The following is a 17,240-nucleotide window of genomic DNA, read 5'->3' as shown; positions in this document are numbered from 1 at the left end:
ATGAGTACGCCGGTGATGGACCTCTTCCGCCTGGACGGGCGTGTCGCGCTCGTCACCGGCGGCTCGCGCGGCCTGGGGCTGCAGATCGCCGAGGCGCTGGGCGAAGCCGGCGCCAAGGTGATGCTGACCTCGCGCAAGGCGGCCGACCTGGAGGAGGCCGTCGCCCGCCTGGCCGAGCGGGGAATCGACGCGCGCTGGGTCGCCGGCGACGCCAGCCGCCCCGAGGACGTGCAGCACGTCGTCGACGAGACGCTGCAGCGCCTGGGGCCGATCGACATCCTCGTCAACAACGCCGGCGCCACCTGGGGCGCGCCGGCCGAGGACCACCCGCTCGACGCCTGGGACAAGGTCATGGACCTTAACGTGCGCAGCCTGTTCCTGTTCTCGCAGGCGGTGGCGCGCGCCAGCATGATCCCGCGCCGTTCGGGGCGCATCGTCAACGTCGCCTCGATCGCCGGCCTGGCCGGCAGCCTGAACATGAAGTTCATCGCCTACGGCACGAGCAAGGGCGCGGTGGTGAACTTCACGCGCACGCTGGCCGGCGAATGGGGCCGCCACGGCATCAACGTCAACGCGCTGGCGCCGGGTTTTTTCCCGAGCAAGATGACACGCGGCACGCTCGAAGCGGTCGGCGAGCAGCGCCTGGCCGCCGCGGCGCCGCTGGGCCGCATCGGCGACGACGACGATCTGAAGGGCGCCGCGCTGCTGCTGTGCAGCCCGGCCGGCAAACACATCACGGGCCAGGTGCTGGCGGTGGACGGCGGTGTCAGCGCCGTGCACGCTGGCTAGGGCTCCAGGAGACGACATGAACAACCAGCAGATCGTGCTGGCCTCGCGCCCGCAAGGCGAAGCGACGGCCGCCAACTTCCGCTTCGTCGAGGCGCCGCTGCCGGCGCTGGCCGACGGCCAGGTGCTCGTGCGCCACCACTACCTGAGCCTGGATCCGTACATGCGCGGCCGCATGAACGACTCCAAGAGCTACGCCGCACCGCAGCCACTGGGCAAGGTGATGATCGGCGGCACGGTCGGCGAGGTCGTCGACTCGCGCCACCCGGGCTACGCGGCCGGCGACGCCGTCGTCGGCATGGGCGGCTGGCAGCTCTATTCGGTGGTCGACGGTGGCGCCGCCGGCATGCTGCGCAAGGTCGACACGCGGCTGCCGCTGTCGGTCTACCTGGGCGCCGTCGGCATGCCGGGCGTCACCGCCTGGTACGGGCTGGTGCGCATCATCGCGCCGAAGGCCGGGCAGACGGTGGTGGTCAGCGCCGCCAGCGGCGCCGTCGGCAGCGTCGTCGGCCAGCTCGCCAAGGCGCGCGGCTGCCGCGTCGTCGGTTATGCCGGCGGCGCGGCCAAATGCGCCTACGTCGTGGACGAACTGGGCTTCGACGCCTGCATCGACTACCGCGAACACGCCGACGCACGCTCGCTGGCGCGTGCGCTGCGCGACGCCGCACCCGACGGCGTCGACGGCTGCTTCGAGAACGTCGGCGGCGCGGTGATGGACGCGACGATGCTGCGAATGAACGACTTCGGCCGCATCGCGCTGTGCGGGATGATCGCCGGCTACGACGGCCAGCCGATCCCGATGACCTGGCCGCAGCTCATCCTGCAGTCGCGGCTGACGGTGCAGGGTTTCATCGTCAGCGAGCACATGGGCGACTGGCCCGAGGCGCTGCGCGAACTGGCGGCGGGTGTGGCCGGCGGCACGATCAAGTACCGCGAGAGCGTCGCCGACGGCCTGGCCGCGGCGCCCGAGGCTTTCCTCGGCATGCTGAAGGGCCGCAACTTCGGCAAACAACTGGTGAAACTCGTTTGATCCACTGGCACTGGCTGCGCTGGGACGACCTGCGCCTGGACGACCTCTACGACGCGCTGGCGCTGCGCTGCCGCGTCTTCATCCTCGAACAAGGGCCGTACCTGGACCCCGACGGCATCGACCGGCACTGCTGGCATCTGCTCGGCCGCGACGACGCCGGCGTGTTGCAGGCCTATCTGCGTGTCGTCGATCCGGGGCTGAAGTACGCCGAGCCGTCGATCGGCCGCGTCATCAGTTCGGCCGAGCGCCGCGGCACCGGGCTGGGCCGCGCGCTGGTCGCCGAAGGCGTCACGCGCTGTCTGGCGGCGTGGCCGGGGCAGGGCATCCGCATCAGCGCCCAGGCCCACCTCGAACGTTTCTACGCCGGCTTCGGCTTCGAGCCGGTCGGCGAGCCCTACCTCGAAGACGACATCCCCCACCTCGAAATGCTGCTGAGGAGCCCCCGATGAACACCGACTGGCAGGGCCGCGTCGCGGTCATCACCGGCGCCGCGAGCGGCTTCGGGCTGGAGACCGCACGCATCGCCGCCGCACGCGGCATGAAGATCGTCGCCGCCGACCTGCAGGCCGCCGCGCTGGACGCCGCGGCCGAGGAACTGCGTGGCCGTGGCGCCGAGGTGCTGCCGGTCCGGCTGGACGTCGCCAAGGCGGCCGAGGTCGAGGCGCTGGCCGCGGCCACCTTCGAGCGTTTCGGCACGCCGCACTTCGTCTTCAACAACGCCGGCGTCGGCGCCGGCGGGCTGATCTGGGAGCAGTCGGCGCGCGACTGGGAATGGGTGCTAGGCGTCAACCTGATGGGCGTGGCGCACGGCGTGCGCGTGTTCGTGCCGGCGATGCTGGAAGCGGCGAAGGCCGACCCCGGCTACCGCGGCCACGTCGTCAACACCGCCAGCATGGCCGGCCTCGTCAACATGCCCAACATGGGCGTTTACAACGTCAGCAAACACGCCGTCGTGGCGCTCAGCGAGACGCTGTACCAGGACCTGTCGCTGGTCGCCGAACGTGTGCACGCCCACGTGCTGTGCCCGTTCTTCGTGCCCACCGGCATCCACGAGAGCGGCCGCCACCGCCCGCCCGAGCTGGCCGCCGACGGCCGGCCGACACGCAGCCAGATGGTCGCCCAGGCGATGATGGAAAAAGCCGTCACCGGCGGCAAGGTCAGCGCTGCCGACGTCGCGCAGTGGGTCTTCGACGCGATGGACGAGAACCGCTTCTACGTCTTCAGCCATCCGCAGACGCTGGGCTCGGTGCGCCAGCGTTTGGACGACCTCGTCGCCGGGCGCAACCCGAGCGACGCCTTCGCCGACCGACCCCAGGTCGGCGAGCAGCTGCGCGCGGCGCTGCGCGGCCGGGGCTGAGCGGCAGCGGTTACAGTCCGGGCGCCGGCATGGTGCCGGCACACGTCTTCAGGGCGGGGTGGAACTCCCCACCGGCGGTAGGCGGCTCCGGCCGCGAGCCCGCGAGCGCCCGGCGCAAGCCGGGGTCAGCAGACCTGGTGCGAAGCCAGGGCCGACGGTCACAGTCCGGATGAAAGAAGACGTGCCGCTGTGCCGCGCCCGGCTCCGGCTGGTTGCGGCGTGGCGGCGCGCAGGCGTCCCTGGAACGTCTCCATCCCACTCGAAGGAGCGTCTCCACATGAATCACTCTGTCCACACCCCGGCGCTGGCCGGTTCTCCGTCCACGCTGCGCCAGCGGCTGGCTGCCGCCGCGGCGGCGATGCGCGCCGGCCGCCCGGTGCTGCTCGTCGACGACGACGACCGCGAAAACGAGGCCGACCTGATCGTCGCCGCCGAACACCTCACCGAGGCGACGATGGCGATGCTGATCCGCGAATGCAGCGGCATCGTCTGCCTGTGCCTGCCGCCCGAGGCCATAGCGCGGCTGCGGCTGGCGCCGATGGTCGTTCACAACGGCAGCCGCCACGGCACGGCCTTCACCGTGTCGATCGAGGCGCGCGACGGCGTCACGACCGGTGTCAGCGCCGCCGACCGGCTGACGACGGTGCGTGCCGCCACCGCGCCCGGTGCCGGTGCCGACGCGCTGGTCAGCCCCGGCCACGTCTTCCCGCTGCGTGCCGAAGCTGGCGGCGTGCTGCAGCGCCGCGGCCACACCGAAGGCGCGATCGAACTCTGCGACCTGGCCGGCCTGCAACGCGCCGCGGTGCTCTGCGAGCTGATGAACCCCGACGGCAGCATGGCGCGTGGCGCCCAGATCGAGGCCTTCGCCGCGCTGCACGGGCTGCCGACGCTGTCCATCGAGGACCTCGTGCAGTGGCGCCAGGGGAGGGCCGATGGCTGATCGCCTGGCCGTCGTCATCGGTGCCGGCCCGGCCGGACTGATGGCCGCCGAACGCCTGGCCGCCGCCGGGCACCGTGTCGAGGTCTTCGACGCGATGCCCTCGGCGGGGCGCAAGTTCCTGCTCGCCGGCAAGGGCGGGCTGAACCTGACGCACTCCGAGCCCTTCGAGCGTTTCGTCACGCGTTACGGCCCGGCCGCCGGCTGGATGGCGCCGCGGCTGCAGGCTTTCGGCGCCGACGCGCTGCGCGCCTGGGCCGCCGGGCTCGGCGTGTCGACCTTCGTCGGCACCTCGGGCCGCGTCTTCCCGGCGGAAATGAAAGCCGCGCCGCTGCTGCGCGCCTGGCTGCACCGGCTGCGTGCGGCCGGCGTCGTCTTCCAGATGCGCCACCGCTGGACCGGATGGAGCGACGACGGCGCGCTGGCCTTCGACGGCCCGGCCGGGCCGGTGACGCGCCGCGCCGACGCGACGGTCCTGGCGCTGGGCGGCGCCAGCTGGCCGCGCCTGGGCAGCGACGGCGCCTGGTGGCCCTGGCTGGCAGCGCGTGGCGTCGAGCTGGCGCCGCTGGCGCCGTCCAACTGCGGTTTCGACGTCGCCTGGAGCGAGTTCCTGCGCACGCGCCACGCCGGCGAGCCGCTGAAGTCGGTGGCCATCGCCTTCGGCGGCGAGCGCCGCCCGGGCGAATTCGTGCTGACCGAGACCGGCGTCGAAGGCAGCCTGGTCTACGCCTTCTCGGCCGCGCTGCGCGATGCGATCGCGCGCGACGGCCGGGCGGTGTTCGAGCTCGACCTGCTGCCGGCGCGGCCGCTGGAGTGGGTGCGGCGCGAACTGGCGCACCCGCGTGGCAGCCGCTCGCTGGCCTCGCACCTGAAGTCGCGGCTGAACCTGGGCGGCGTGAAGACCGCGCTGCTGTGGGAGCTGGTGCCCAAGGCCGATCAGCACGACGTCGACAAGCTGGCCGCGGCGATCAAGGCCTTGCCGGTGCCGGTGACGGCGCCGCGGCCGATCGCCGAGGCGATCAGCAGCGCCGGCGGCGTGCGCCTCGGCGCCGTCGACGACGCCCTGATGCTGCAGGCGCTGCCGGGCGTCTTCGTCGCCGGCGAGATGCTCGACTGGGAGGCACCGACCGGCGGTTATCTGCTGACCGGCTGCTTCACGACCGGGCTCGCGGCGGGTGACGGCGCCGCGCGCTGGCTGTCGCGCTGAGCCCTCGCGCCGGCCGTGGCCACCGCCGGCGGGCGGTCACGGCCGGCCATTAAACTGCGCGCCTTTCGCTTTCCCGGACTTTGCTTTTGGACAAGATCGTTCTGCAGATCGCCGCCGAACTGAAGGTTCGCCCGGCGCAGGTGCTGGCCGCGGTCGAACTGCTCGACGGCGGCGCCACGGTGCCGTTCATCGCCCGTTACCGCAAGGAGGCGACCGACGGCCTCGACGACGTCCAGCTGCGTGAACTGGAGGCCCGCCTGGCCTATCTGCGCGAGCTGGAGGAGCGCCGTGCCGCGGTGCTCAAGAGCATCGACGAACAAGGCAAGCTGACGCCCGAACTGCGCGCCGCCATCGAGGCCGCGCCGACCAAGCAGGAACTGGAAGACCTGTACCTGCCGTACAAGCCGCGCCGCCGCACCAAGGGCATGATCGCCCGCGAAGCCGGCCTCGAGCCGCTGGCCGACAAGCTCTTTGCCGACCCGACGCTGGAGCCGCTGGCCGAGGCCGCCGCCTTCATCAACGCCGACGGCGGTTTTGCCGACGCGCACGCGGTGCTCGACGGCGTGCGCGACCTGCTCGCCGAACGCTGGGCCGAAGACGCGGTGCTGGTCGGCCAGCTGCGCGAATGGCTGTGGGCCGAAGGCCTGTTCCAGAGCAAGCTGGTCGACGGCAAGGACGGCAACCACGCCGACGCCGCCAAGTTCCGCGACTACTTCGATTACGCCGAGCCGATCCGCACCGTGCCCAGCCACCGCGCGCTGGCCGTGTTCCGCGGCCGCACGCAGGAGTGGCTGGACGCCAAGCTGGTGCTCGACGAGGAGCTCGTGCCCGGCCAGCCGTCACGCGCCGAAGGCCGCATCGCGCGCCACCTCGGCTGGAGCCACGCCAAGCGCCCGGCCGACGACCTGATCCGCAAGACCGTCGCCTGGACCTGGAAGGTCAAGCTCTCGCTGTCGCTGGAGCGCGACCTGTTCTCGCGCCTGCGCGAGGAGGCCGAGGCCGTGGCGATCAAGGTCTTCGCCGACAACCTGCGCGACCTGCTGCTGGCCGCGCCGGCCGGCAAACGTGTCGTGATGGGCCTGGACCCGGGCATCCGCACCGGCGTCAAGGTGGCCGTGGTCAGCGACACCGGCAAGGTGCTGGACACCTCGACCGTCTACCCGCACGAGCCGCGCAACGACTGGGAAGGTTCGCTGCACGTGCTCGGCCGCCTGGTCGCGACGCACGGCGTCAACCTGATCGCGATCGGCAACGGCACCGCCAGCCGCGAGACCGACAAGCTGGCCGCCGACCTGATCAAGCGCATCCGCCAGATGGCGCCCGACGTCCAGATCGACAAGGTCGTCGTCAGCGAGGCCGGCGCCTCGGTCTATTCGGCCAGCGAGTACGCGAGCAAGGAGCTGCCCGAGCTGGACGTCAGCCTGCGCGGCGCGGTCAGCATCGCGCGCCGGCTGCAGGACCCGCTGGCCGAGCTGGTGAAGATCGACCCGAAGAGCATCGGCGTCGGCCAGTACCAGCACGACGTCAACCAGAGCGGGCTGGCGAAGTCGCTGGACGCCGTCGTCGAGGACTGCGTCAACGGCGTCGGCGTCGACCTGAACACCGCGTCGGCGCCGCTGCTGGCGCGCGTGTCGGGGCTGTCGCCGGCCGTGGCGGCGAGCATCGTGCGCTGGCGCGACGCGCACGGCGCCTTCCGCAACCGCCAGCAGCTGCTGGAGGTGTCGGGCCTGGGGCCGCGCACTTTCGAGCAGGCCGCCGGTTTCCTGCGCATCCGCGACGGTGACAACCCGCTGGACCTGACCGGGGTGCACCCGGAGACCTATCCGGTCGTGCAGAAGATGCTGGCCGCCACCGGCCGGCCGGTGCAGGAGCTGATGGGCCGCGCCGAGGTGCTGCGCACGCTCAAGCCCGAACTCTTCGCCGACGAGAAGTTCGGCGCCATCACCGTCAAGGACATCCTCGCCGAGCTGGAGAAGCCCGGGCGCGACCCGCGGCCCGACTTCACGGTGGCGCGCTTCAACGAAGGCGTCGAGGACATCAAGGACCTGCAGCCGGGCATGGTGCTCGAAGGCACGGTCAGCAACGTCGCCCAGTTCGGCGCCTTCGTCGACCTGGGCGTGCACCAGGACGGCCTGGTGCACGTCAGCCAGCTGTCCAACAAGTTCGTCAACGACGCGCGCGAGGTCGTGAAGACCGGCCAGACGGTCAAGGTGCGTGTGCTCGAGGTCGACCTGGCGCGCAAGCGCATCTCGCTGACGATGAAGCTGGATGCGGCGCCGCGCCCGGCGGGCGAACGGGGCGGCAACGCCTACCGGCCCGCGGGTCGCGACGAGCGTGCCCGCGGCGGCGGCCAGGCCGCCGCGCAGCAACAGGGTCAGGGCGCGATGGCCGCGGCCTTCGCCAAGTTGTTGACCAAGCGCTCGTAGTTCTCCTGACCCTGGGCGCGCTGGACGGCCTCCAGCGCGCGGCGGCGGATGTCGTCGTCGATGCGTGCCGCCGGGCGGTAGCTGGCGTCCAGACGCACGGTCACCGGGCTGGGTTCCAGCTGCACCTGCGGCACGCTGATCGGCGACGAGCGCATCAGCGCGAAGATGTCGCGCTGGGCCTGCAGCGCCGGTGACAGCTGCGGCGTGATGCCGGTCTGCGGCAGCGTGACGAACACTGCCAGCGTGGCCATGCCCGTGGCCATTACCGCGCGCGGCCGGCCGATGGCAGCGGCTGCGCTGCGGGCGGCGTTGACCACCGGCGGCGGCACGAGGTCGGCAAAACCGCGGTTCTCGGCGGCGCGTGCCACCGGGCGCGGCGGTTCGCGGTCTTCGGGCGTCAGCAGCAGGCCGGCGCGGCGCACTGCGCGGCCGACGGCCTCGCTGCCGGTCAGCACCGTGAACGGCACCGCCAGCAGCAGCGGCACGACCAGCGGCGCCAGGTGCCAGACCCCGATCTCGCCGCTGCGCTGGCCCAGCACGGCCAGCGCCAGCATCGGCAGCGACATCAGCCCGATGCTGACCGCCGCGTCGCGCCAGGCGACGGTGCCGGCCTGCCGCGGTGGCGACTTCCATTCCAGCTTCAGCCCGGTCAGCGCGCCGATGACGAAGGTCGTGTGGGCGAGCATGCGCAGCGGCGCCTGGATCGCCGAAGCCAGCAGCTCCAGCACCGAGCTGGCGAGCAGCGCCGCCACGCCGCCGAAGCGGCGGGCCTGGCCGGCGGCCAGCACCGCGACGACGCCGAGCACACGCGGCATCAGCAGCAGCATGGCGGTCATGACCCAGAGCACGACGGCGCTGTCGTGCGACATCTCCGGCGGGTCCAGCAGCGTGCCCAGCACGACGAAGCCGATCCACAGCGGCGCGATCGCGTACGACAGCGCGCCGGTGACGAACATCGCGCGGTGCGCCGGGCGCCAGCCCGGTTCGGCCACCAGGCGCGCGTTCTGCAGGTTGCCCTGGCACCAGCGGCGGTCACGCTGCAGCTCGGCGAGCAGGTTGGGCGGGTATTGCTCCCAGGAGCCGTCGAGCTGCGGCGCCAGCCAGACCTCGTAGCCGGCGCGGCGCATCAGCGCGGCCTCGACGAAGTCGTGCGACAGGATCTCGCCGGCCAGGCCGCCGCGGCCCGGGATCGGCGCCAGCGCGCAGTGCTTCATGAAGGCTTCGACGCGGATGATCGCGTTGTGGCCCCAGTAGTGCGACTCGCCGAGCTGCCAGAAGGCCATGCCCAGCGAGAACAGCCGGCCGGTGACCCGCGTGGCGAACTGCTGCAGCTGCGAGTGCAGCGTGTCCTGCGCCCGCGCCGTCGGCAGCGACTGCACGATGCCGGCGCGCGGGTTCTCTTCCATCAGCCGCACCATGTCGACCAGCGTGCGGCCGCTCATCGTGCTGTCGGCGTCGAGCACGACCATGTAGCGGTACTGCGAGCCCCAGCGGCGGCAGAAGTCGGCGACGTTGCCGGCCTTGCGCTTGGTGCGCCGGCGGCGCCAGCGGTAGAAGACACGCGCGCCGCCGTCGACCTCGCCGTCGCCCAGCATCGTGCGCAGGCGCTCCCAGGCGGCGACTTCGGCCGCGCGCAGCTTCGGGTCGGCGGTGTCCGACAGCACGTAGATGTCGAACAGCGACAGCGCCCCGGTGGCGGCGAGCGACTCGCAGGTCGCGCGCAGGCCGCCGTACACGGTGGCGATGTCCTCGTTGCAGATCGGCATGATCACCGCGGTGCGTGCGCCGCGGTCGATCGGCGCGTGCGGGCGCTTGAGCGTCAGCGCGTGCGGGTCGCCGCGCAGCATCACCCAGCCGCCCATCAGCGCGGTGACGAAGCCGATCGCCACCCAGGCGAAGAGCAGCGTCTGCAGCAGCGCCTGCGGCCATGGCGTGCCCTCGGGTGTCAGCGACCAGGCGGCGACGGCGAAGGCCGCCACCAGCGCCAGCAGCAGCCGGCGGCGCGCCATCGCGGCGGCCAGCCAGGGCGTGTCGCGTGGCACCGCGCCGTAGCTCATGCCGGGCATCGCGGCGAACAGCAGGCCGCGCAGGAAACCGAACCAGGGGTGCGGTCGCATCGGCGAACGCACGACCGGGGGTGCGGTGCGTAGAGTGGTTTTCATTGGGGTGCGAGGGCGTAGGACCAGGTTTCGGACAGCGTGCGGTCGCCCAGGCGCAGGAACGCACGCAGCTCGAGGGCGCGGCCGGCATCGGCGCGCTCGACATCGATCGAGACACGCCAACCGCCGCGCGCCGGATTGGGATAAACGATCGCGCGCAGCGCACGCGCGTTGTCATTGCCGCTGACGACCGCCTCGACGGCGGCGTCGGCCGGCAGCCCGGCCAGCGCCGGGCCGTCGAAGTCGAGGTGGAACTGCAGGCGCTGTGGCGGGATCGGCGCCTCGCGGTAGCCGTGGCCGAAACGCGTCTGCACGACGCGCGCGCCCGGCGGCTGCGTCGCGGCATCGGCGGCCCAGTGCATGCGCCAGCCGATGGCCAGCGGCTGTCCCGGGGGCGGCAGCGTCTGCGGCACCCAGTAGGCGGCGATGTTGTCGTGGGTTTCGTCGGGCGTGTGGAACTGCAGCAGCTCGACACGGCCGGCGCCCCAGTCGCCCAGCGGCTCGATCCAGACGCTGGGCCGGCGCTCGTAGGCGGCTTCGAGGTCTTCGTAGCTGGTGAAGCTGCGGTCACGCTGCTGCAGGCCGAAACCGCGCGGGGACTTCAGCGCGAACGAGGTGACGAAGGCGCCTCGCCTCGGGTTGGTCAGCGGACGCCAGATCCACTCGCCGTCGCCGGTGGCGATCTGCAGGCCGTCGGAGTCGTGCACCTCGGGGCGGTAGTCGTCGGCCACCGGCTGGTTCTCTCCGTGCAGGAACATGCTCGACAGCGGCGCGATGCCCAGCGTCGCGACCGGCGCGCGCAGCCACAGCCGCGCCTGCACGTCGACGACGGTCGTCTGCCCGGGCTTGACGTCGAACTGGTAGGCGCCGGCCACACGCGGGCCGTCGAGCAGGGCGTACAGGCGCAGCGTCTGCGCGCCCGGCACCGGGCGTTCGAGCCAGAAGGCGGTGAAGGCCGGGAACTCCTCGCCGTTGCCGCCGGCGGTGTCCACCGCCAGGCCACGTGCCGACAGGCCGTAGCGCTGGCCGGCGCCCAGCGCGCGGAAGTAGCTCGCGCCGAGGAAGACGATCAGCTCGTCCATCACTTTCGGCGTGTTCAGCGCGTGGTGCACACGCAGCCCGGCGATGCCGGAGACCACCTCCGACGGCGGCAGCACGCCTTCGTCGCTGAACGCGGCGCGCGGGATCTCCAGCGGCCGGGCCTGGCCGTCGACGATCTCCATCAGCTTCAGCGGCCGCGTGAAGCCGCGGCCGACGTGGAAGAACTGCAGCTCGAAGGGCAGGGCCTCGGGGCGCCACAGGCCCTGGTCGGGGCGGTAGCGCACCTTGCGGTAGTCGTCGTAGCTGAGCTGGGCGAGTTCGGCCGGCAGCGGCGCCGGTTCCCGGTAAGGCTGGCGCGCCAGGGCTTCGGCGTCGCGGGCGACATCGTCGAGGCCGAAGGCGCCGGCCTGGCCGGCCGTCAGGGAGGAGGCGGCGACCACGAGGGTCGTCAGGGCACGCAGCCAGCCGCTGCGGCGCATCACGGACGTCGCTTCAATTTGCATTGCCTTGGAACATAGGGTCGCAACCGCCGCGTGTCGCGGGGTGCGGGCGTATCGGGCCGTGAGCGATGGCAACAAGACCTGCCCTAGCATCGCGGCCCATGCGTGCTTTGCAACTCTTCGCCGGGCCACGCGCACGGCGTGCACTCCAGGAACGCGGCCTGCGGGCCAGCGACGTCCGGGTGATGCCGGGTGCCGCCGGCGGGCCGAAAGGTCTGGTGCTCATTCCGCTCGACCGGTTCATTTTCGGGCATTGGCTGCGTGACACGACGGAGACCGTGCACCTTCTGGGCGCATCGATCGGCTCCTGGAGACTGGCTTCGGCCTGCCTGCCCGACGCCGACGGGGCGCTGGCGACTCTGGCCGAGGACTACATCACGCAACACTACGAGCACGAACCGGGCCGGCCGCCGACGAAGCGGCAGGTCAGCGAATCATTCGGACAGACCGTCAACGCACGACTGGTGTTCGCGCTGACGAGGTGTTGTCGCATCCGCGTTTTCGGCTGCACGTTTTCACGAGTCGCGGCCGCCATGTCCTGCGGCGGGAAGGGCGCTGGCGCACGCCGATCGGCTACGCCGGCGCCTTCGTCGCCAACGCCGCCAGCCGGCGAGCGCTGGGCGGCTGGATCGAGCGGGTCGTCTTCAGCGACCCGCGCGACGCGCTGCCGTTCGCGCTGTCGGACTATCCGAGCCGGGTCTGCGCGCTGACACCGCACAACCTCGCGCCGGCGGTGCTGGCCAGCTGCTCGATCCCGTTCTGGCTCGACGCCGTGCACGACGTGCCGGGTGGCCCGCGCGGCGCCTACTGGGACGGTGGCATCACCGACTACCACCTGCACCTGGGCTACGCGGCGATGACCGACGGCCTGGTGCTGTACCCGCACTTCCAGCCACAGGTCGTGCCCGGCTGGCTGGACAAGGCCTGGAAACGCCGCCATCGCGCGACACCGCTGCTCGACAACGTCGTCGTCCTGGCGCCGACACCCGAGTGGGTGGCCTCGCTGCCGAACGGCAAGCTGCCCGACCGCGCCGACTTCAAGGCCTACGGCGACGACCTTGCGGGCCGCGTGCGCGTGTGGCGCCGCGCAGTCGACGAGAGCCGCCGCCTGGCCGACGAATTCGCCGAGCTGGTGGCTTCCGGGCGCACGATCGACGCTGCGGCGCTTGCATGAGGGCTAAAATGCCCGTTCCCATCAACCCAACAAGGGCGAGAAAGGCATGACGGTTATGACACCGCGGACTACCCCGTTCACCACCGAGGTCTGAGCCCCGCGCGTCCCGCGATTCCCTTTCTCCGGACAAAGCGCGGCCTGGCTCCGCGCTTTTTCATTTCCCGAGGTTGAACATGATCCAGATCACCCTGCCGGATGGTTCCCGGCGTGAATACCCGGCGCCGCTGACGGTCGCCGACGTCGCCGCCTCGATCGGCGCCGGCCTGGCCAAGGCCGCACTGGCCGGCCGCGTCGACGGCAAGCTCGTCGACACGAGCTATCGCATCGAACGCGACGCGCAGCTCGCGATCGTCACCGAGAAGGACCCCGACGCGCTGGAGCTGATCCGCCACTCGACGGCCCACCTCCTGGCCTACGCGGTCAAGCAGCTGTTCCCCGAGGCCCAGGTGACGATCGGCCCGACGGTCGAAAACGGCTTCTATTACGACTTCGCCTACAAGCGCCCGTTCACGCCGGAAGACCTGGCGGCGATCGAGAAGCGCATGGCCGAACTCGCGGCCAAGAACGAGCCGGTCGTGCGCCGCGTGCTGCCGCGCGACGAGGCCGTGGCCTATTTCAAGGGTCTGGGCGAGGACTACAAGGCCGAGATCATCGGCAGCATCCCGAGCAACGAAGACGTCTCGCTGTACCGCGAAGGCGACTTCGAGGATCTGTGCCGCGGCCCGCACGTGCCGAGCACGGGCCGGCTCAAGCACTTCAAGCTGATGAAGGTGGCCGGAGCCTACTGGCGCGGCGACCAGAACAACGAGCAGCTGCAGCGCATCTACGGCACGGCCTGGGCGACCAAGGACGAGCTGCAGGGCTATCTGCGCATGCTCGAGGAAGCCGAGAAGCGCGACCACCGCAAGCTTGGCCGCGAGCTCGACCTGTTCCACCTCGACGAGCATTCGCCCGGCACGGTGTTCTGGCACCCCAAGGGCTGGACCGTCTGGCAGGAGGTCGAGCAGTACATGCGCCGTGTCTACCGCGACAACGGCTACCAGGAGGTCAAGGGCCCGCAGATCCTGGACAAGGCGCTGTGGGAGAAGACCGGCCACTGGGACAAGTACCGCGAGAACATGTTCACGACGGAATCGGAGAAGCGCGACTACGCGCTGAAACCGATGAACTGTCCCGGCCACATCCTGATCTTCAAGCAGGGCATCAAGAGCTACCGCGACCTGCCGCTGCGCTACGGCGAGTTCGGCCAGTGCCACCGCAACGAGCCCACCGGCGGCCTGCACGGCATCATGCGCGTGCGCGGCTTCACGCAGGACGACGGCCACATCTTCTGCACCGAGGACATGATCCTGGGCGAGTGCGTGGCCTACACGGCGCTGCTGCAGAAGGTCTACGCCGACTTCGGCTTCACCGACATCCTCTACAAGGTCGCCACGCGGCCCGAGAAGCGCATCGGCAGCGACGCGATCTGGGACAAGGCCGAGGAGGCGCTGATCGAGAGCCTGAAGCGCTCGGGCTGCGACTACGTCATCGCCCCGGGCGACGGCGCCTTCTACGGCCCGAAGATCGAGTACACGCTGAAGGACGCGATCGGTCGCCAGTGGCAGTGCGGCACGATGCAGGTCGACTTCTCGATGGCCGAGCGCCTGGACGCCGAGTACGTCGCCGAGGACGGCTCGCGCCGCCACCCGGTGATGCTGCACCGGGCGATCGTCGGCAGCCTCGAGCGTTTCATCGGCATCCTGATCGAGCAGCACGCCGGCGCGTTGCCGGTCTGGCTGGCGCCGGTGCAGGCGGTGGTGGCGTCGATCACGGATTCCCAGGCCGATTACGCCGCCGAAGTGGCGAAATCGCTGCAAAAGCAGGGGCTGCGAGTGCACCTGGACCTGCGCAACGAGAAAATCAACTATAAAATCCGCGAGCACTCTGTGCAGAAGGCCCCGTTCATCCTCGTCGTCGGTGACAAGGAGAAGGCAAACGGGGCTGTTGCCGTGCGCGCGAGGGGCAACCTCGATCTCGGCGTGATGCCTCTCGCAGACTTCCAGCAGAAGATCGCCAGCGACATCGCCGCCAAGGTATGAGCCTTGCCCGCGCCGCCCGCACCTACGTCTTGGATTGACGGCCCGTCGCCTTCGGGCCGCTCGAGGAGTTGACACATCGCTACGTTCATGGATCGCCGCACTCCCAACGCGGAGCGCAAGCACAGGCTGAATCGGGAGATCATGGCGCCGCAGGTGCGCTTGAACGGGGTCGACAACGAACCCCTGGGCATCGTCCCGACGATGGAGGCCCTGCGCATGGCTGGCGAGCTGGACGTCGATCTCGTCGAGATCGCGGCCACTGCGGATCCGCCGGTGTGTCGGCTGATGGACTACGGCAAGTTCAAGTACCAGGAGCAGAAGAAGGCTGCCGAAGCCAAGTCCAAGCAGAAGGTCATCGAGGTCAAGGAAGTCAAGTTCCGTCCCGGTACCGACGAAGGCGACTACGCGATCAAGATGCGCAACCTGCGCCGCTTCATCGCGGAGGACGGCGACAAGGGCAAGGTCACGCTGCGTTTCCGCGGCCGCGAGATCACGCACCAGGACATCGGCATGCGCCTCCTGGAGCGCATCCGCGACGAGCTGGCGGACGTGGCGGTCGTCGAGCACATGCCCAAGCTCGAAGGCCGGCAGATGATCATGGTGCTGGCGCCCAAGCGGAAGTGAAGGCGCGGGCCGTTTGAGTTGATGGAATTCCGCCGCCGCGGTCGGTCACCGCGGCGGGGGAGCAGAAGCCGCTGCAGGCCGACAAGCACGCCGGATTCTTCCGGCGACGCCTGCAGGGGTCACTTAGAAGGAGCAGTCATGCCCAAGATGAAGACCAAGAGCAGCGCGAAGAAGCGCTTCCGCGTGCGTCCGGGTGGCACCGTCAAGCGGGGCCAGGCGTTCAAGCGCCACATCCTGACGAAGAAGAGCACGACCCGTAAGCGCCACCTGCGCGGCGCCGCGAACGTGCACGAGACCGACATGGGCCACATCGCCTCGATGCTGCCCTTCGCCGGCCTGTAATCTTCTTACGCACGCACAAGGAGCCACACAATGCCTCGCGTCAAACGCGGTGTAACCGCCCACGCCCGCCACAAGAAGATCCTGGCCCTCGCCAAGGGTTTCCGTGGCCGTCGCAAGAACGTCTTCCGCATCGCCAAGCAGGCGGTGATGAAGGCGGGCCAGTACGCCTACCGCGACCGTCGTACCCGCAAGCGGGTGTTCCGTCAGCTCTGGATCGCGCGTATCAACGCCGCGAGCCGTGAGCTCGGCATCACCTACAGCAAGTTCATGGCCGGCCTGAAGAAGGCGCAGATCGACATCGACCGCAAGGTCCTGGCCGATCTGGCGGTCAAGGACCCGGCGGCTTTCGGCGCCATCGTGGCGAAGGTGAAGGCCCAGCTCGCTTGACCGGCAAGCCCCGGCTCGCCGGGGCATGAGCGTTCCAAAGGCCGTCAGCTTGCAGGCGGCCTTTTTTGTTTTCTCGAGCCGACACCGTGGGCGCCGGCTCTCCGCAGATCCTGCCGACATGAACGACCTCGAATCGCTGGTGCAGGCTGCCGTTGCCGACTTCGGCGCGGCGCCCAACCCGGCCGAACTGGAGAACGCCAAGGCGCGCTACCTCGGCAAGAGCGGTCGCGTGACCGAGCTGCTGAAGGGCATGGCCGCCTTGCCGCCCGAGCAGAAGAAGACGCTCGGCGCCGAGATCAACCAGGCCAAGGCCCGCATCGAGACCGAGCTGACGGCCGCGCGCGAGCGCCTGGCCGAAGCCGAACTCGCCGCGCAGCTGCGCGCCGAGGCGCTGGACGTCACGCTGCCCGGCCGCGGGCGTTCGGTCGGCGGGCTGCACCCGGTCAGCCGCGTCATCGAGCGCATCGAGCAGATCTTCGGCTCGATGGGCTTCGACGTCGCCGAGGGTCCCGAGATCGAGACCGACTGGATGAGCTTCACCGCGCTGAACAACCCGGAGAACCATCCGGCGCGTTCGATGCAGGACACCTTCTACGTCGACCTGAAGGACGAGCAGGGCCGCTGGCTGAACCTGCGTCCGCACACCAGCCCGATGCAGGTGCGCTACGCACGTGCCCACGCCGCCAAGCACGCTGCCGATCTGGCCGCCGGCAAGAGCATCCCCGAGATCCGAGTCGTCGCCCCCGGCCGCACCTACCGCGTCGACAGCGACGCGACGCACTCGCCGATGTTCCACCAGTGCGAAGGCCTGTGGATCGGCGAGAACGTCAGCTTCAAGGACCTGAAGTTCGTCTTCTCGGAGTTCATCCGCCAGTTTTTCGAGACCGACGACTTCGACGTGCGCTTCCGGCCGTCGTTCTTCCCGTTCACCGAACCGTCGGCCGAGATCGACATCGCCTTCCGCAGCGGCCCGCTGGCCGGGCGCTGGCTCGAGGTCGCCGGCTCCGGCCAGGTGCACCCGAACGTCGTGCGCAACTTCGGCCTCGACCCCGAGCGCCACATCGGCTTCGCCTTCGGCATGGGCCCGGACCGCCTGGCGATGCTGCGCTACGGCGTGCCCGACCTGCGCCTGTTCTTCGACAACGACCTGCGCTTCCTTTCCCAGTTCCGCTGACCCGACGAGAGCCGC

General features: G+C 70.5%; 14 protein-coding genes, 1 pseudogene and 1 riboswitch. Of the genes and pseudogenes, 13 read left to right on the top strand and 2 right to left on the bottom strand.

Annotated elements, in window-relative coordinates; all coding sequences use genetic code 11:
* From LOC65_RS12000 to LOC65_RS11970, 7 genes are all read left to right on the top strand, one after another.
* Window positions 1–789, top strand: coding sequence for an SDR family oxidoreductase (locus tag LOC65_RS12000; RefSeq protein ID WP_230247631.1), 789 nt, complete (start codon window positions 1–3; stop codon window positions 787–789).
* Between the two features lie 16 nt (window positions 790–805).
* A complete protein-coding gene (locus LOC65_RS11995) occupies window positions 806–1,816 on the top strand; it encodes an NADP-dependent oxidoreductase (RefSeq protein WP_230247630.1) in 1,011 nt (336 codons plus the stop codon).
* The gene (locus LOC65_RS11990) at window positions 1,813–2,265 is read left to right on the top strand and encodes a GNAT family N-acetyltransferase (protein ID WP_009856988.1); all 453 of its coding nucleotides are present in this window, start codon (window positions 1,813–1,815) and stop codon (window positions 2,263–2,265) included. The genes LOC65_RS11995 and LOC65_RS11990 overlap by 4 nt, the downstream gene beginning before the upstream one ends.
* A complete protein-coding gene (locus LOC65_RS11985; protein ID WP_230247629.1) occupies window positions 2,262–3,173 on the top strand; it encodes an SDR family oxidoreductase in 912 nt (303 codons plus the stop codon). The genes LOC65_RS11990 and LOC65_RS11985 overlap by 4 nt, the downstream gene beginning before the upstream one ends.
* Window positions 3,174–3,213: 40 nt before the next feature.
* Window positions 3,214–3,358: riboswitch (FMN riboswitch) on the top strand.
* Window positions 3,359–3,450: 92 nt separating this feature from the next.
* Window positions 3,451–4,113 carry a 3,4-dihydroxy-2-butanone-4-phosphate synthase gene (gene ribB, locus LOC65_RS11980; RefSeq protein ID WP_230247628.1) on the top strand — a complete coding sequence of 221 codons (663 nt, stop codon included), beginning with the start codon at window positions 3,451–3,453 and terminating at the stop codon, window positions 4,111–4,113.
* Window positions 4,106–5,317 carry a TIGR03862 family flavoprotein gene (locus LOC65_RS11975; RefSeq protein WP_230247627.1) on the top strand — a complete coding sequence of 404 codons (1,212 nt, stop codon included), beginning with the start codon at window positions 4,106–4,108 and terminating at the stop codon, window positions 5,315–5,317. Before ribB ends, LOC65_RS11975 begins: the two co-directional genes overlap by 8 nt.
* An 86-nt stretch (window positions 5,318–5,403) precedes the next feature.
* Window positions 5,404–7,743 carry a Tex family protein gene (locus tag LOC65_RS11970; protein WP_230247626.1) on the top strand — a complete coding sequence of 780 codons (2,340 nt, stop codon included), beginning with the start codon at window positions 5,404–5,406 and terminating at the stop codon, window positions 7,741–7,743.
* Here the strand turns inward: LOC65_RS11970 and mdoH are convergent.
* On the bottom strand, window positions 7,692–9,905 hold the full coding sequence (mdoH, locus tag LOC65_RS11965; RefSeq protein WP_255718016.1) for a glucans biosynthesis glucosyltransferase MdoH: 2,214 nt from the start codon (window positions 9,903–9,905) through the stop codon (window positions 7,692–7,694). The two genes, LOC65_RS11970 and mdoH, sit on opposite strands and share 52 nt — an antisense overlap.
* Window positions 9,902–11,422, bottom strand: coding sequence for a glucan biosynthesis protein (locus LOC65_RS11960; protein WP_405048254.1), 1,521 nt, complete (start codon window positions 11,420–11,422; stop codon window positions 9,902–9,904). The genes mdoH and LOC65_RS11960 overlap by 4 nt, the downstream gene beginning before the upstream one ends.
* 122 nt (window positions 11,423–11,544) lie before the next feature.
* On the opposite strand from LOC65_RS11960, the pseudogene LOC65_RS11955 reads away from it, so the two are divergent.
* From LOC65_RS11955 to pheS, 6 genes and pseudogenes are all read left to right on the top strand, one after another.
* Window positions 11,545–12,617, top strand: a pseudogene (locus LOC65_RS11955) (phospholipase).
* Between the two features lie 173 nt (window positions 12,618–12,790).
* Window positions 12,791–14,698, top strand: coding sequence for a threonine--tRNA ligase (gene thrS / locus LOC65_RS11950; RefSeq protein ID WP_164964178.1), 1,908 nt, complete (start codon window positions 12,791–12,793; stop codon window positions 14,696–14,698).
* An 87-nt stretch (window positions 14,699–14,785) separates the two neighbouring features.
* Window positions 14,786–15,322, top strand: a complete 537-nt coding sequence (infC, locus tag LOC65_RS11945; protein WP_081467610.1) for a translation initiation factor IF-3 — start codon at window positions 14,786–14,788, stop codon at window positions 15,320–15,322.
* A gap of 138 nt (window positions 15,323–15,460) precedes the next feature.
* Window positions 15,461–15,664, top strand: coding sequence for a 50S ribosomal protein L35 (gene rpmI, locus LOC65_RS11940; RefSeq protein ID WP_009856975.1), 204 nt, complete (start codon window positions 15,461–15,463; stop codon window positions 15,662–15,664).
* 30 nt (window positions 15,665–15,694) lie between these two features.
* Entirely contained in the window at window positions 15,695–16,051 is a 357-nt protein-coding gene (rplT, locus tag LOC65_RS11935) for a 50S ribosomal protein L20 (RefSeq protein WP_009856974.1), read from the top strand.
* 118 nt (window positions 16,052–16,169) lie between these two features.
* On the top strand, window positions 16,170–17,225 hold the full coding sequence (pheS, locus tag LOC65_RS11930; protein WP_009856973.1) for a phenylalanine--tRNA ligase subunit alpha: 1,056 nt from the start codon (window positions 16,170–16,172) through the stop codon (window positions 17,223–17,225).
* The last annotated feature ends 15 nt before the right edge of the window (window positions 17,226–17,240 follow it).

The organism is Rubrivivax sp. JA1055, from assembly GCF_020966565.1.
Lineage (GTDB): Bacteria > Pseudomonadota > Gammaproteobacteria > Burkholderiales > Burkholderiaceae_C > Rubrivivax > Rubrivivax benzoatilyticus.
Note: the sequence above shows the minus strand (reverse complement) of the source record. Positions and strands in the feature narration are given on the sequence as shown.

What these genes read in the sequence shown, in the direction of transcription:
- LOC65_RS11985 (WP_230247629.1), top strand. Translation starts at nt 2,262, where the DNA reads ATGAACACCGACTGGCAGGGCCGCGTCGCGGTCATCACCGGCGCCGCG.
- rplT (WP_009856974.1), top strand. Translation starts at nt 15,695, where the DNA reads ATGCCTCGCGTCAAACGCGGTGTAACCGCCCACGCCCGCCACAAGAAG.
- thrS (WP_164964178.1), top strand. Translation starts at nt 12,791, where the DNA reads ATGATCCAGATCACCCTGCCGGATGGTTCCCGGCGTGAATACCCGGCG.
- LOC65_RS11960 (WP_405048254.1), bottom strand. Translation starts at nt 11,422, where the DNA reads ATGCGCCGCAGCGGCTGGCTGCGTGCCCTGACGACCCTCGTGGTCGCC.
- ribB (WP_230247628.1), top strand. Translation starts at nt 3,451, where the DNA reads ATGAATCACTCTGTCCACACCCCGGCGCTGGCCGGTTCTCCGTCCACG.
- mdoH (WP_255718016.1), bottom strand. Translation starts at nt 9,905, where the DNA reads ATGAAAACCACTCTACGCACCGCACCCCCGGTCGTGCGTTCGCCGATG.
- infC (WP_081467610.1), top strand. Translation starts at nt 14,786, where the DNA reads ATGGATCGCCGCACTCCCAACGCGGAGCGCAAGCACAGGCTGAATCGG.
- LOC65_RS11995 (WP_230247630.1), top strand. Translation starts at nt 806, where the DNA reads ATGAACAACCAGCAGATCGTGCTGGCCTCGCGCCCGCAAGGCGAAGCG.
- rpmI (WP_009856975.1), top strand. Translation starts at nt 15,461, where the DNA reads ATGCCCAAGATGAAGACCAAGAGCAGCGCGAAGAAGCGCTTCCGCGTG.
- LOC65_RS11975 (WP_230247627.1), top strand. Translation starts at nt 4,106, where the DNA reads ATGGCTGATCGCCTGGCCGTCGTCATCGGTGCCGGCCCGGCCGGACTG.
- LOC65_RS12000 (WP_230247631.1), top strand. Translation starts at nt 1, where the DNA reads ATGAGTACGCCGGTGATGGACCTCTTCCGCCTGGACGGGCGTGTCGCG.
- pheS (WP_009856973.1), top strand. Translation starts at nt 16,170, where the DNA reads ATGAACGACCTCGAATCGCTGGTGCAGGCTGCCGTTGCCGACTTCGGC.